The organism is Roseibium porphyridii (assembly GCF_026191725.2).
Taxonomy (GTDB): domain Bacteria; phylum Pseudomonadota; class Alphaproteobacteria; order Rhizobiales; family Stappiaceae; genus Roseibium; species Roseibium porphyridii.
In genome coordinates, this window is sequence record NZ_CP120863.1 from 4,646,873 (window position 1) to 4,661,266 (window position 14,394).

The 14,394-nt window shown below is 55.5% G+C and carries 10 protein-coding genes; 2 read left to right on the forward strand and 8 right to left on the reverse strand.

Features of this window, described 5'->3' with window-relative positions; all coding sequences use genetic code 11:
* The first annotated feature begins 8 nt into the window (after positions 1-8).
* Complete coding sequence (gene hemN / locus K1718_RS21385; protein ID WP_265680917.1) at positions 9-1,373, forward strand: oxygen-independent coproporphyrinogen III oxidase; 1,365 nt, start codon at positions 9-11, stop codon at positions 1,371-1,373.
* A 48-nt stretch (positions 1,374-1,421) separates the two neighbouring features.
* Here hemN and K1718_RS21390 read toward each other — a convergent pair whose 3' ends face one another.
* From K1718_RS21390 to K1718_RS21415, 6 genes are all read right to left on the reverse strand, one after another.
* Entirely contained in the window at positions 1,422-2,504 is a 1,083-nt protein-coding gene (locus K1718_RS21390) for a MerR family transcriptional regulator (protein WP_265680916.1), read from the reverse strand.
* Positions 2,505-2,628: 124 nt separating this feature from the next.
* A complete protein-coding gene (locus K1718_RS21395; protein ID WP_152502878.1) occupies positions 2,629-3,342 on the reverse strand; it encodes a Crp/Fnr family transcriptional regulator in 714 nt (237 codons plus the stop codon).
* Between the two features lie 251 nt (positions 3,343-3,593).
* Entirely contained in the window at positions 3,594-3,935 is a 342-nt protein-coding gene (locus K1718_RS21400; protein ID WP_152502879.1) for a response regulator, read from the reverse strand.
* Between the two features lie 144 nt (positions 3,936-4,079).
* Complete coding sequence (locus K1718_RS21405; RefSeq protein WP_152502880.1) at positions 4,080-4,685, reverse strand: response regulator transcription factor; 606 nt, start codon at positions 4,683-4,685, stop codon at positions 4,080-4,082.
* Between the two features lie 19 nt (positions 4,686-4,704).
* A complete protein-coding gene (locus K1718_RS21410) occupies positions 4,705-5,898 on the reverse strand; it encodes a two-component system sensor histidine kinase NtrB (RefSeq protein WP_335343006.1) in 1,194 nt (397 codons plus the stop codon).
* A gap of 61 nt (positions 5,899-5,959) precedes the next feature.
* Entirely contained in the window at positions 5,960-7,132 is a 1,173-nt protein-coding gene (locus K1718_RS21415; protein ID WP_265680915.1) for a pyridoxal phosphate-dependent aminotransferase, read from the reverse strand.
* 278 nt (positions 7,133-7,410) lie between these two features.
* Here K1718_RS21415 and K1718_RS21420 point away from each other — a divergent pair, with 278 nt between their 5' ends.
* Positions 7,411-10,932 (forward strand): PAS domain-containing hybrid sensor histidine kinase/response regulator, encoded by a 3,522-nt coding sequence (locus K1718_RS21420; RefSeq protein WP_152502882.1) that lies wholly within the window; start codon positions 7,411-7,413, stop codon positions 10,930-10,932.
* 29 nt (positions 10,933-10,961) lie between these two features.
* Here K1718_RS21420 and K1718_RS21425 read toward each other — a convergent pair whose 3' ends face one another.
* Positions 10,962-13,454: a putative bifunctional diguanylate cyclase/phosphodiesterase gene (locus K1718_RS21425; protein ID WP_265680914.1), complete on the reverse strand. Its 2,493-nt coding sequence runs from the start codon at positions 13,452-13,454 to the stop codon at positions 10,962-10,964.
* A gap of 209 nt (positions 13,455-13,663) precedes the next feature.
* Positions 13,664-14,350: a response regulator transcription factor gene (locus tag K1718_RS21430; protein WP_152502884.1), complete on the reverse strand. Its 687-nt coding sequence runs from the start codon at positions 14,348-14,350 to the stop codon at positions 13,664-13,666.
* Between the last annotated feature and the right edge of the window lie 44 nt (positions 14,351-14,394).

The window sequence follows — 14,394 nt, forward strand, 5'->3', positions numbered from 1 at the left end:
CATGAACCATGATGAAAGATCCGCTTTCCTACGCACTGCGCAATGTACCGCGCTACACCAGCTACCCGACCGCGCCGCATTTTCACGATGGCGTGTCGGCAGAGACCTATTCAGATTGGCTCCAGGCGGTCACACCGGCCGACTCGCTCTCGCTTTACCTGCATGTACCGTTTTGCCGGGAGCTCTGTCATTATTGCGGGTGCCACACCAAAGCAACCCGTCAAGATGCGCCGCTGAAGGCCTATGCAACGACATTGGGCAAGGAAATTTCTCTTGTCGGCGCTCAACTGCAAAATGCCGGCCCTGTCAGGCACATACATTGGGGCGGCGGAACCCCGAGCTTGCTTCCACGGGAAAGCCTTGTGGAGCTGACGGCATTGTTGCGGGTGATGTTCAATTTCGCTCCCGACGTGGAACACGCAATCGAACTGGACCCGCGTCTCGTATCTGCCGGTCTGGCGGAGACCCTGGCAGCGATCGGCATCAATCGAACCAGCCTTGGCGTTCAAGATTTCGATCCGGATGTGCAAAAAGCGATCGGCAGAGTTCAACCCTTTGAGGTTGTCGAGCGCGCGACAGCGAATCTCCGTGCGGCCGGTCTAGACGACCTCAATTTCGATCTGATGTATGGGCTGCCTGGCCAGTCCAGTGAAACCATCCTTGATACGGTCGAAAAAACTCTTGCGCTGGCGCCGGGTCGCATCGCGCTGTTCGGCTATGCCCACGTGCCCTGGATGCGCAAGCACCAGAAGCTGATCGACGAAGGCACCCTGCCGACAGCTGCTGAACGGATCGAATTGGCAGATCTGGCGAGGGCCGAACTGCTGAATGCCGGTTATGTTGCCATTGGACTCGATCATTTCGCACGAGCGGATGACAGCATGGCTATCGCGCTGATGGATGGATCGCTCAAACGGAATTTTCAGGGTTACACAACGGACCAGGGCGAGCAACTGATCGGCTTTGGTGTATCTTCCATCGGCAAGGTGTCGAACGGATACATTCAGAACATGCCGGATGTCGGCAACTGGCGCCGCAATGTTGAAGCCGGCAAGCTGCCGGTGTCGAAGGGACTTGCACTGTCCGCCGACGACCGGCTGCGCGGTCACATCATTGAAGAGTTGATGACCAACTATTCCTGCGATCTCAAGCCGGCCTGCAATGCATTCGGCCTGTCGACACATGATCTTTCGGACGCAATCGACGCACTTCAGGACCTTGCAAGGGATGGTCTTGTTCGACTGGATCTTGGAGCAAACGATAATGCCAAGGTCGAAGTAACGGATGCGGGTCGCCCCTATGTCAGGCTCGCGGCAGCCGCCTTCGACGCTTACCTTGCAGAGGGCAAGGCACGACATTCTGCAGCCATCTGAGTTTTCGTGAAAAGCCCGGACACTCCGGGCTCTTCTTTCACGTTGGACTTAAGGGACCGGTCGCATAAAGAGGCCGTTGAGCGTCTCATCAGGGCATTGAGACATGCCCCATTCCATTCGCCCGTTCTCGAACTCGACGATGTAAATGTCGAAGCCATCAACCCCAACACCGCGAAACTCGATCGATCTCATCGGACCAAGACGCTCAAGCTCTTTGACCACGACCGGTAATTGTTCTTCAACGAGTGCCTTCAAGACGGGCGTCATCTCGACATAGTCCGGTTTTCCCTCGCGATGTTCACCAATCAGCCGACGCAGTTTCTGTTCACCACCGGCAAAGGGCGTCTTGTTCCGAATTCTGTCCTCAAGGTCGGCTTTCGTTGCGGCAAAAACACCTTCGGCGCACTTTTCAGCTTTCATTTCGAAGCCACCCTGGTGCAGGACCAACCCCTCAACCTCGCCTTCTTCATCTCTTGAAAACGTGAACTGTGCCGGTGTCACTTTCAGAAAGAACCTGTCTGGCGCTTCCGCAAAGAGGTCAAACTCCGGTTGTCCAAGCAATTCTCCACGCAGCCCATTGCCGGTTGATGTGATCCTGATCGCAATACCGTCTTCAAAGCGGTATTCGCCGGCACATGCCTGCAGGTTGTCCCGATCGGGTTCGATTTCCGTCCGGGGACGCGCCTGGTCATATCGCTTCCAGGCATATTCATCTGCTGCTTCGTTCATTTTAGTCTCCTTTGCCAAGTCAAGGAGATCACCCATCGACAAACCTTCTCCAGCCAGGCTCTTGGATTGAAGCTGGGCAACGAGACGAAGTCCGCGTTCAGCCTGTTCCTGTCGGGCAGTCAGAATTGTTTTTTGAATGTCCAACAGATGGCCGACATCCGTCATTCGCCCTTCCAGGATCTCGGCAATGGCCGACAGACTGAGGCCAAGCTGTTTCAAGCTCAGGATTTCGTTCAGCCTGGCTATGTCGCCAGAACTGTAAAGCCTCCAGTTCTTTTGAGATCGAACAGGTGACAGAAGACCATTTGCTTCGTAGACCCGGAGAGTTCTCACCGAAATTCCGGTTCGTGCGGCGCACTCTGCCGCTGTCAACAATACGTCCTGAGGGCTTGTCTTATCCATGGGAACCTCCTGAACAGGCTCCCTAAGCTATGACCGTAGGTTCGGCTCAAGTCATTATTTCAAAAAAACAAAAAAAGAAGGCTGCGGAAACCGCAGCCCCAGGGAGGAACATGCCGAGTGGGAGCTAGTGCATGCCAGTCATCTGACAAAGGCTGCAAACTTTGTTCAGATGGATCTTGTCTGCCTTGTCGACCCTGATGACACCACGGCGTTTCAGGTCGGACACGACACGACTGACTGTCTCGATGGTCAGTCCGAGATAATCTGCGATTTCCTGCCGGGTCATATGAAGATGAAGATCAAATCCGTCTTGTTCTTCATTGTCAGGTCCAACGCATCCGATACCGCCACGAGCGGGAACAAGGTGCATCAAGAAACTGGCGACACGTTCAACCGCCGACTTACGCCCGAGGAGCACGGCATGTTCGTGAAGAACACGCATCTGATTTGTCAGGCAGGTGCTGAGGGTGCGTTGCAGTTCGTTGGAGCGCTCGACCTGCTTCAGGTCGATTTCGTTGACTTCGGCTTCGGTAAGTGTTTCGGCGGTGCAATCATACTCGTCACCACCCGCCAGGCCAAAAATATCACCAGGGCGCAGCACTTCCACGACCTGACGCCGACCGTCGGGCAGGAGCTTGTAGAGCATCACCGACCCTTTGACGAGTTCATAGAGCCGTTTGCTCGGGTCGCCCTCGTAGTAGACCACCGAATGGGTGTCATACTGCGCTGCCTTTGCACCAAAGGCCGAGAAGGAGGATGTTTCCGAAGAAAAGACCGGTGCGGCGCTGTGCGCGAAAGATGCACCTTGGCTCGGGTTGCTTGCGTCGAAATATGCCATTTTCCCTCCTTCGAGCAGAAATGCCCGGATCTGATCCGCAAACCAGCAGGTGCTTTCCTGTGAGGGGATCCAATCGTCCGAACCCCAAACCGCCCCGTTGCTGATGCAAGCGCCCCGTCCGACGCTCGCCGTTTGCATGAGTAAACTTTAGAGACAGAAGTAGAGGGACGAAATTCGGTCGACTGCGTAAGAGGAACTACATATGAGATGAAAAGACGCGCGATTTTTTGTCGCTGGATAAGGACTTTTTCTTATCCCATTGCGTCCGAAATCATCTCGATCGACAGCGGTTTGCGCAAAACTTTCAGGTCTGGCAACTCTCGAAGCTGACGCAGAAGATTGGTTCGGGATTTTCCGGAAATGGCTACAATGTTGGGAGGCTGTCCGGAATCCAACAGGTCGCGGATCACGTCTGCACCGCTTCTGCCCGGAAGTCCAAGGTCAACAAAGACCCAGTCGTCCGTCGCGATGCGCGCCCGGGCGAGAAATGTCTCGCCGTCCGGATATGTTCTAGGACGATGGTCGAGATCTTCGAGCGCCATGGCAAGCGCATCTGCAACCGCTTCATCATCCTCTACAATATGAACAACCACGTACTGCAATCCTATAGTCGGGCACAATTACCTGACCTTGCCTTACAGATACTCCAATTTTACCGCTCGGGATGTACGCACAAATACCAGCATGCATCACAGCTTTGAGAGCAACCGGCAGATTTATTCGAAGTTACAGCCGCTTTACGCAGTTGGATGTCCAAGGACTATGCGCACCAGATCGGCCGCGTTCCGCGCCCCGAGCTTCTCCATGATGCGCGCTCGGTGCACTTCAACCGTCCGCGGGCTGATGCCCAACGTTCGTCCTGCTTCCTTGTTCGAAGCACCGTCGGTGATCTCCTTGAGCACCTCAAGTTCACGCCGTGTCAGAAGTTCAGCGCCCTGAAACGTTGGACTTGCAACATCGCCCTGCTGCTTCATACGCGAGATCCCGTCGCGCACACGTTCCAAGACCGTTTCTGCAGAGAAGGGTTTTTCGATAAAATCAAAAGCCCCGTTCCGAATGGCTTCGACCGCCATCGGAATGTCGCCTTGACCCGAGATGATGAATATCGGTGCCGGGTAATTTTCAGCATTGAGAGACTTCAAAATCTCAATACCCGACCGGCCTGGCATATGCACATCCAGCATGACACATGCCGGAACCGCCTTGCTGGCCGATTCGACAAATGTGTCTCCGTCGGAAAAGGTCTCGACCACATATCCTTCCATATTGAAAAGGACAGACAGCGCGTCTCGCACCGCAGGGTCATCATCAACGATGTAAATGGCCTCCGCGTCAGCTTTCATGTGGACGTATTCCTCGCTCTTAATCTTCTGTCGTGGCAGAACCGGATGGCTCAACCGTATCTTCGTCTTTCGGTTCGACCGGCAATGTCAAAACGAATGACGCTCCGCCATCCTTGTTATTCTCCAGCCTCAAATCACCGCCGTGATTTTGCGCGATTGACCGAGAGATTGCCAATCCCAGACCGACACCCTTGTGTTTTGCACCTGAAAAGGCTCGAAACAGATTGCCTGCAAGCTCTTCAGGAACACCCGGGCCATTGTCAGTAACCCTAAACTCCAAGGTGTCGCCAATCCGGGAAACGGACAGGAAAACTTTTTTCTGCGGCACGTCTACCACTGCTTCGCGTGCATTGCGAAGAAGATTGATCAAAATCTGTCGGATTTGAACAGGGTCTGCCTGAAGCATCGGCAGTTCTGTGGAAACATTCGTGTGCAAATAAGCGTATCCGTCAGAACTTCCGAGCTCTGCCATTTCCACACAGGTCTTGATGAATTCCTCAACCTGGATGGTTTGCCGTTCAGGAGCTTTCTTTTCCACCAGCTGGCGCATGCGTTGGATGATTTCGCTGGCACGTTCGGCTTCGCGGACCGCTTTGCCGATTACATCCACAATAAGCGGATCCAGCGAGTCTTCAGCATTGGCCTTGCGAGATACGGACTGCAGGTAAAGCAGAACAGCCGTCAAAGGCTGATTGAGCTCATGAGCAATAGCTGCACCCATCTCATCCAGAGCGCTGATCCGGGTCATGTGCAACAGTTGCGCCTGGGTCTTGGACAAGCGATCTTCCATGGCCTTGCGCGGCCGCAGATCCCGCAAGATACCAATGAACTGGCGCCCAAAATGCGTGCCGGCTTCCCCGACTGACAGTTCGATTGGGAAAACCGTGCCGTCCTTGTGTTGCGCCTGCACTTCCCGGCCTATCCCGATGATCTTCTTCTCACCGGTGGAAATGTAGTTGTGCATATATTGCTTGTGCTGGCTTGCGTAATGATGGGGCATGATGCGGCTGACATCCCGGCCCAGCAGATCCGCAGCCTCGTAGCCAAACAACTGTTCGCAAGCCTTGTTGAAAGCAAGGATCTGACCGCGCTCGTTAATGACCACGATGCCATCTGCAGCTGTATCGAACACGCTTGCAAGACGTGCTTCCGATACGGCTGCATTCTCCTCTTCCCGCTCTATAACGCCGTCCTGCCCCATACCGACACTCAAATGGATTCCACGCCATTTAAGGTTTAAGGGCTTTTACGTATCCGAACAACCCATCCGGCATCTAAATCGCTGTCAGCCAAGAATTAATTCGATCAATGGCCGTTTCCAGATGGTCTGTGCGACGGGCATAGCACAGGCGAAGATGGTTCTCACCGCCAACGCCAAAAGCGGTGCCCGGCGCGAGACCGACGCCAGTTTGGCGAACGAGGTCAAGGGCAAATTGGCGCGTGTCCTCAACACCGTCGATGGAGAAGAACAGATAGAACGCACCCTCCGGGGCCTGAATGTTCACCCGGTCAATCTGTCTCAATCCTTCAACAACACAGTACCGGCCTCTTTCAGCTCTAGCCACCTGCTCCTTCAGGAAGTCATGCCCTTCGCTCAAAGCGGCGACCGCACCCCACTGAGAATAAGACGGCACACCAGAGGTCGAGTACTGAACAAGGTTTTCGATCACCTGGCCGAGAATTGGCGGTGCCGAGATCCAGCCAATGCGCCATCCGGTCATGGCCCAGTTCTTGGACATGGAGTTGACGAACAGGATCCTGTCCTCTTCCTCCGCCACATCATAGAACGAGGGAGCCCGGCGCCCGTCTCCATAGTAGAACAAGGCGTAAATCTCGTCGGCAATGATCCAAAGATCATGTTTTCTCGCAAGCGCTACAAAGTCCTTGAGAAGCTGACGGTCTGCCACCCACCCGGTGGGATTGCATGGCGAATTCAAAAAGAGTGCAGATGTCCTTGGCGTGATGGCGGCCTCGATGTCATCCAGGTGAAGCTGCCAGCCGCTATCGGATTGTCGCATGGGGACGCGAACCGCATGTGCGCCGTGAATTTCCACCGCCGCAGTGATGTTTGGCCAGGTCGGCGAAGGAACGATAACCTCCTGACCTGCGCCCGAAACAGCCTGGACCGCGAGTTGGATGGATTGCATGCCGGACCCGGTCACGAAAAAACGTTCCGGCGTAAACGGTCGGCCGTAGAGATCTGAATGATAGGTCGCCAGCGCTTCACGCAGTTGCGGGATGCCGCGCTGGTAGGTGTAGAAGGTTTCGCCACGGTCCAGCGAAGCCTTTGCCGCGTCGCATATGAATGCGGGCGTTGGCAAGTCTCCCTCCCCGGCCCAAAGGGGAATCAGATCTTCCCTGCCCCAGCCGGCATTGAACACTTCAACAATTCCGCTTTCCGGCGCGTTTCTGGCTTCCGGGCTCAGTTGGTCTATCAGGCTGGTCACGCTGGCTCCTTGCTTTCCTTGCCGCAAGCTTACTTTCTTTGCCGCCATTTGTTTTATGAAAGGATGTGAAGAAGACTTCACGAATGCTGATCAATCGCGCATTCAAATCGTGTGAAAGGCAAGGAATGCCGATGTTGTTCACAAGGCGAATGGACAGAACCACTTAGCTGTGGTCCGATCACAAAATTGCGAAGCTGAATGTCACTGCGCAAAGACGACAGGGCAGTAAACACAAGGCGTGAAAGCCAAACCGGACGGGAGGACGGTAAAACCAGACCATGCTGCATGGATGGCTCGTGATCTTAACCGCAACGGCCTACATCCTGTGTCTGTTCGCGATTGCAAGTTACGGCGACCGGATGACACGGCGTTTTTCGTCGCGTTCGGGTGGCCGACCGTTCATCTATGCCTTGTCGCTGTCAGTTTATTGCACCTCCTGGACATTTTTCGGCTCGGTCGGCAATGCCAGCCGAACCGGCATTGAATTCCTGACAATCTATATCGGTCCACTGCTTGTCTTCGCACTTGGCTATCCGCTCCTGCAGCGGATCATCCAGATCTCCAAGACAGAGAGCATCACCTCTATTGCCGACTTTATCGGAGCCCGATACGGCAAGAGCCAGTCGGTTGCGGCGCTCGCCACGCTGATCGCCGTCATCGGGGTCATTCCCTATATCGCTCTACAGCTCAAAGCCCTGTCTCTGTCGATCACCACCATGGCCGGATCCCTGATCTCGCCCGGCTTTATTTTTGCGCCGATTTTTGACGATATCACCCTGATGATCGCGCTCGGCATGGCAATCTTCAGTTGGGCGTTCGGCACCCGGCACATAGATGCCACCGAGCACCAGGAAGGGCTGATGCTTGCCATTGCGGCTGAAGCGGTGGTCAAGTTGCTCGCCTTTCTGGCGGTCGGCATCTGGGTGACTTATTTCATGTTCGAAGGTCCGCTCGACCTCGTCCGTGCAATCTCGGAAGCTCCTGAAGTCGCGCAGGTATTCGACCAGCCGATCAATATCGGCAACTGGCTCGTCATGTCCTGCCTGTCGGCCTTTGCCGTCATTTTGTTGCCACGCCAGTTTCATGTCACCGTGACGGAAAACAATTCCGACGAGGAGCTGCGCCGCGCCACCTGGATGTTCCCGCTCTATCTGGTGCTGATCAACCTGTTCGTTATTCCGATTGCCGCGGCTGGCATGCTCAGGTTCGGACAGGACATCAACCCGGACACCTATGTTCTGGCGCTTCCGATCGATGCGGGTCAGTACTGGCTGGCCATGTTCGCCTTTATTGGTGGTCTGTCCGCGGCGACTGCCATGGTAATCGTCGCCACCGTTGCGCTTTCCATCATGATTTCCAACGATATTGTGGTGCCATTGCTGCTGCGTCGTCACAGCGAAGAAGACATTGTCAACGCAAACGGCCGCGACATGAGCAGGCGGCTCCTGACCATAAGGCGGCTTGCGATCTTCGGCATCTTGCTGCTTGCCTATGCCTATTACAAAGCGGCAGGCAACACGGCAGCGCTCGTATCCATCGGCCTGTTGTCCTTTGCGGCCATTGCGCAATTCGCACCGGCCTTTGTCGGTGCGCTGTTCTGGCGCCGGGCAACTTCGCTCGGAGCTATTGCCGGTCTATGCGGCGGCTTCATTGTCTGGGCCTACACGCTCTTGCTGCCGACTTTCGCAAAGTCCGGCCTCTTTTCCGACGGGTTCCTGGAAACCGGCCCTTTCGGCATTGCATGGTTGCAGCCCCAGGCGCTTCTCGGCATTGAGATCGATCCGTTCATACACGGCACACTCTGGAGCCTTTTCGTCAATATCTGCCTGTTTGTCGGTGCGTCGTTCATTCGAAAGCCGCTTCCGGCAGAGACCATACAGGCAAATGTTTTCGTCCCCGCAAAGCTCGCCCCCTCGCCCAACTTGCGGTACTGGCGTACATCAGTAACTGCGGGCGATCTTCAGGCAACAGTTGCGCGCTATCTTGGAGATGTGAGAACCGAACGTTCATTCCAGCGGTTCGCCAGCGAACGTGGCAAGGAACTGGACCCAAACATGCTGGCCGATGCCAACCTGCTCAGGTTTTCAGAGCAGCTATTGGCGAGCGCGATTGGGGCAGCGTCCTCCCGCCTAGTGCTCACGCTGATGTTGAAGCGGCACGACCCTTCCACGAAGGGTGCAGTCAAGCTTCTCGACGACGCCTCCATGGCGATCCAGTACAACAGGGATCTTTTGCAAACGGCGCTCGACCAGGTTCGGCAGGGCATCGGCGTGTTCGACCGGGATCTGAGGTTGATCTGTTGGAACCGCCAGTTCCGCGACATGCTTGGTCTTCCTGCGGAATACGGCCAAGTCGGCACAACGCTGGACGCGATCCTGCGTTTCAACGCGGAGCGCGGTGAACATGGACCCGGCCCGGTTGAGGCAATCGTGGCCGACAGGCTAGAAAAACTCGTGCTCGTCCAAGAGACTTTTCAGGAGCGTCTGGCGTCCAACGGCACCGTGTTCGAAGTGCGCATCAGCCCCATGCCCGATGGCGGCATCGTGACAACCTATACCGATATCACCGAACGTGTGATGGCCGAGGACGCCCTGGCACGTGCCAACGAAACCCTGGAACGCCGCGTGCGCGAACGCACCGAAGAGCTGACCTCGGTCAATGAACGCCTCGTTGAGGCCACGCACGCCGCAGAAGAAGCCAATATCGGCAAGACGAGATTTCTTGCAGCAGCAGGCCACGACATCCTGCAGCCGCTGAATGCCGCCCGTCTTTATGCCTCGGTCCTCGTGGACAAACTCAAGGACGGTGAAGACGGTTCGCTTGTCCGCAATGTCGAAACAGCGCTGGAATCTGTTGAAGATATCATTGGCGCGGTGCTCGATATTTCGCGGTTGGATACCGGGGCCTTGAAGCCGGAGCCAACCGTCTTTCGACTGGATGAAATATTGCGCGGACTTGCCCTGGATTTTCAGCCCGTTGCCGAGGAGAAAGGGCTGGAGCTGAGGATTGTTCCAACCTCGCTCTCGGTTCGGACCGATCGCCGTCTGTTGCGTCGCCTGCTGCAGAACCTCGTTTCAAACGCGCTGAAATATACGCAAAAAGGCCGGGTGCTTGTTGGCTGCCGCAGGCGCGGCAAGCACATTTTGGTTGAAATTCACGACACCGGCATGGGCATTCCCAAAAGCAAGCAAAAGGCGATTTTTCAGGAATTCCATCGACTGGATGACGGAATGCGCGTGGCCAAGGGGCTCGGGCTCGGACTTTCAATCGTTGAACGGATTTCACATGTACTGAAACATCCCGTGGAATTGCGTTCAGAAGCCTACAAGGGCTCCTGTTTTTCGGTCGAACTGCCGCGGTCCGCAGCGTTGCCGGACCTCACACCAGTTCAGCAATTGCCTGCATCTTTGGGCCAGCTGGACGGACTTTGCGTGGTGGCGATCGACAACGAACCCGATATCCTCAGCGGAATGCAGCACCTACTCTCCAGCTGGAATTGCAGAGTGTTCACTGCCGCAGACGATACAGAAGCAGCGGCCAAACTGAATGAAGCCGGTTTGACACCGGATGTGATCCTTGCCGACTACCATCTGGACAATGGTACGGGCATCGAAGCCATTGTCAGGTTGAGATGGAAATTCGGGAACCAGATCCCTGCGATCCTGATCACAGCCGACAGAAGCCGGGCCGTCAGAACCGAAGCTGGCGAAAAAGACATCAGCTTCTTCAACAAACCGGTCAAGCCGGCTGCGCTCAGGGCGCATCTGGCACGTTGTCAGGCAGGTCAGGCAGCGGAATAAATTGCGAGGCTTTTTAGTCTGGAGCCTGATCAACCCGCCGGTTTCAAAAGCCCGGCCACCGGTGAAGTCTCTTCAGAAACAGGCTGATCCCAGTCTTCCGTCGCTACATCGGTGATCTTCATTGGATTCGCGTTCGGCTTGCCGAAATAGTAGCCCTGCATTGTGTCGCATCCAAGGGTACGCAAAGCGTCGACCTGAAACTTGCGCTCCACCCCTTCCGCGGTCACTTCAAGTCCTAGATTGTGGGCAAGCGCAATCACAGCCGAAATGATGGCAAGCCCGTCGCTGCGCTCACCGATTTCGTCCACGAAGGATTTGTCGATCTTGATCTTGTCGAATTTGTATTGCCGCAGATAAGAAAGCGACGAATAGCCCGTTCCGAAATCGTCAAGCGCAATACGAATGCCGAGTTCGCGCAATTTGGCAAGTTTGGTCGACGCCGTACCGAAGTCCTTCAGAAAGACAGATTCTGTAATTTCTAGAACCAACCGCTCAGGCGGAAATCCAGTTTCAGCCAGCACGGCAGTAACCTGCTCGACGAGATTGGGATCCATGAACTGAACCGGCGACAGGTTGACGGCGATGCTGTTCAACTCAGGACACTGGGCAGCCGCTGCGCAAGCGCGTTTGAGAACCCAATTCCCCAGAGGCAATATCAGGCCTGCGTGCTCGGCGATCGGGATGAACGTGTCCGGGCCAATTTCACCGCGTGTCGGATGGTACCAGCGAACAAGCACCTCACTGGATACGACCTTGCCGGTGCGCGCATCCACAATCGGTTGGAACTCGGTTGCCAGTTTGCCGTATTCAAAAGCCTCGCGCAGATCGGCTTCCATTTCGCGGCGCTCACGGACTTCCCGCTCCATGTCGGCTTCGAATGCAAGTGCTCTGCCGCGTCCGCTTTCCTTGGCCTTGTAAAGCGCAATATCTGCCTTCCGCATCAGGTCATCAACGGTATCGGCGTCATCGCGAAGGCGCGTGAACCCAACCGTTGCGCCAATCGCAAAATCTCTGCGGCCAATTCGGAACGGTTTGCGGGTCACATTCACCAGTTCTTCAGCGAAAGCACTTGCCGCCTGATCGCTTACGAACTGTCCAAGGGCGGCAAACTCATCACCACCAAATCTTGCAAGAACCGTTCTGCCTTCACTGATTGCCGAGAAGCGGCTCGCGACCTGTTGCAGCAATTCATCTCCTGCCGGGTGCCCGCTTGTGTCGTTCACAACCTTGAAGTTGTCCAGATCGATGAGGAACAGCGTCAAGGTCGTTCGCCCGGTCTTAGCCTGTTCTTCAAGCAACTGCTCGGCCTGCTTCAGGAACCAGCTCCTGTTGCCTATCCCTGTCAGGGAATCGTGTTCGGCAAGGTGTGAGACAAGTGCGTTAGCACGCCGTGTTTCAGTGATATCCGACGCCACACCGCGATATCCGGCAAAAGACCCATGATCGTCATAAACCGGACGGGCAGACAGGGACCACCAGCGCTCTTCGCCCTTTACGTCCACTCCGATAACCCGGTCGCGGAATGTTTTTTGCAGCTCCAGCGCCTCTTCCAACTCGCCCACGACATCGCGTGCTTCGGTTTCGTCGAGTGAATAGGCGAGATCCACCATGCGCAATGTTTCAAGTTCGTCCTGTGTTCTGCCACTGGCGTGCACAAAACGCTCAGAGATATTGCGCAGCGTGCCCTGACTGTCGGCCTCCCAGATCCAGTCGCTGGCCTTTTCTTCAAACTCATTCAGAAGTAGTGCGATCAACTCCCCGCGGTGTTCAAGTTCGGCCTCGGCAAGGAAATGCGATGCGAACAACCACCCTGCGGACGCAACGCTGCAAACGATCACAACCCCATAACTTGAAAGCAGAAACAATAACGGCCACGTGGATGCACTCGGATCGATGGAAAGCGATACGGCCGAGGCAATGAAAATAATGGCCACCCATCGGATGGCGGCCTGAGGAACTGTTGCAAGCGCAAAGCCGCCACCACAGATCATGCCCGTGGTCACGCAAGACGCGATCCAGATAGCGTTCGCATCGCCGGTCGAAAATGCAGCGATTGGTACGACCGCCCACAAAGCACTGAAGATTGTCGCGTGGGAAACCGCTTTATCAAGTGCACGCCGGGAAGCAGATTCGATAGGAGACCGGCTTGCACTGATCCATTTACTCGTTGTGAGCGTCAAAAGACCAACCACGGCCGCCAGCCATCCAAAGACGACTACGCTTGGCAGAATGCCAAGGAAAACAGGGACAATGACAATTGCATTGATCAAATTCGCCAATACCGTGAACGGTGTCAGGCGGGCAATGCTGGCGATCTGGGCTGCACGAACCTTGCGTGCAACGTCCTCCTCAACGACAGGATATCCGAAGGACAGAAGAAAGGCCCTGATCTGATTTGAATCCTGCTGCCCGGTCGGTGTGACCGTGCGATCTTTAAGCTCTCCCTGGACTGTCCTGCCAGTCGAAAGGAATGCCCTGCCGATCGTCAGCAAGACCAGTTTCCAGTGGGCGCTAAAGCGCATCTTGTCTCCGCGATTGCTACTCGATACTTGAGCGCGGAATCTCCCCGCCGAACGAGCTATAGGGGAATACCCTGAAGGTCCGGTAAAGACACCCGAATAGAATCGATGGAAAATTCGAAATACTTGAGAAACCGTGCGTAAGCTGAGCCGCACTTGCCCCAGCTGACACCGGCAACAATTCTGGTCTTTATGCCAATGGGTCCACGGCTTTAGCGCGCCTCTGCGGCTTCCGTTTCTTCTTCGCCGCCAAGCTGCCACTGCCCCGCTTCAATCTTCGACGCTTCAATCACTGCCTGGGTGCGGCTTTCAACGCCGAGTTTTTGGAGGATTGCCGAAACGTGGGCCTTCACAGTTGCCTCTGATACCGACAGCTCGTAGGCGATCTGCTTGTTCAAAAGACCTTCTGAAAGCATCATCAGAACCCGCACCTGCTGCGGTGTGAGTGTGGACAGACGCTGCACGAGATCGCTGCCGCCATCATCCGCTGACAAATCAACATCCGGCGGTGTCCAGACATTTCCGGTCATGACTTCGGAAATCGCCTGCCGGATGACCTCGATGCCATGCGACTTCGGGATGAACCCCGATGCACCGAATTCAATCGCCCGCCGGATTGCCTGCGGGTCCTCATTGGCAGAAACAACGACTACAGGCACTCCGGAAAACTGTGCCCGCAAATACATGAGCCCGGAGAAACCCCGCATGCCAGGCATGGTCAGATCCAGAAGTATCAGATCCGCATCCCCATCCTGTTCCAGGCGCGTTGTAACGTCTTCAAGCGCACCGGCCTCTTCTATCGATGCATTTGGAAACTGTGTTTCCAGCGTCTGACGCAATGCGCCACGAAACAAGGGATGATCGTCTGCGATGATAAACTTGTACGTTGTCGCCGACACGTTGTTTTCCTCCCTCAACGGTCCTTCCGCAGCACAGCCCCCCG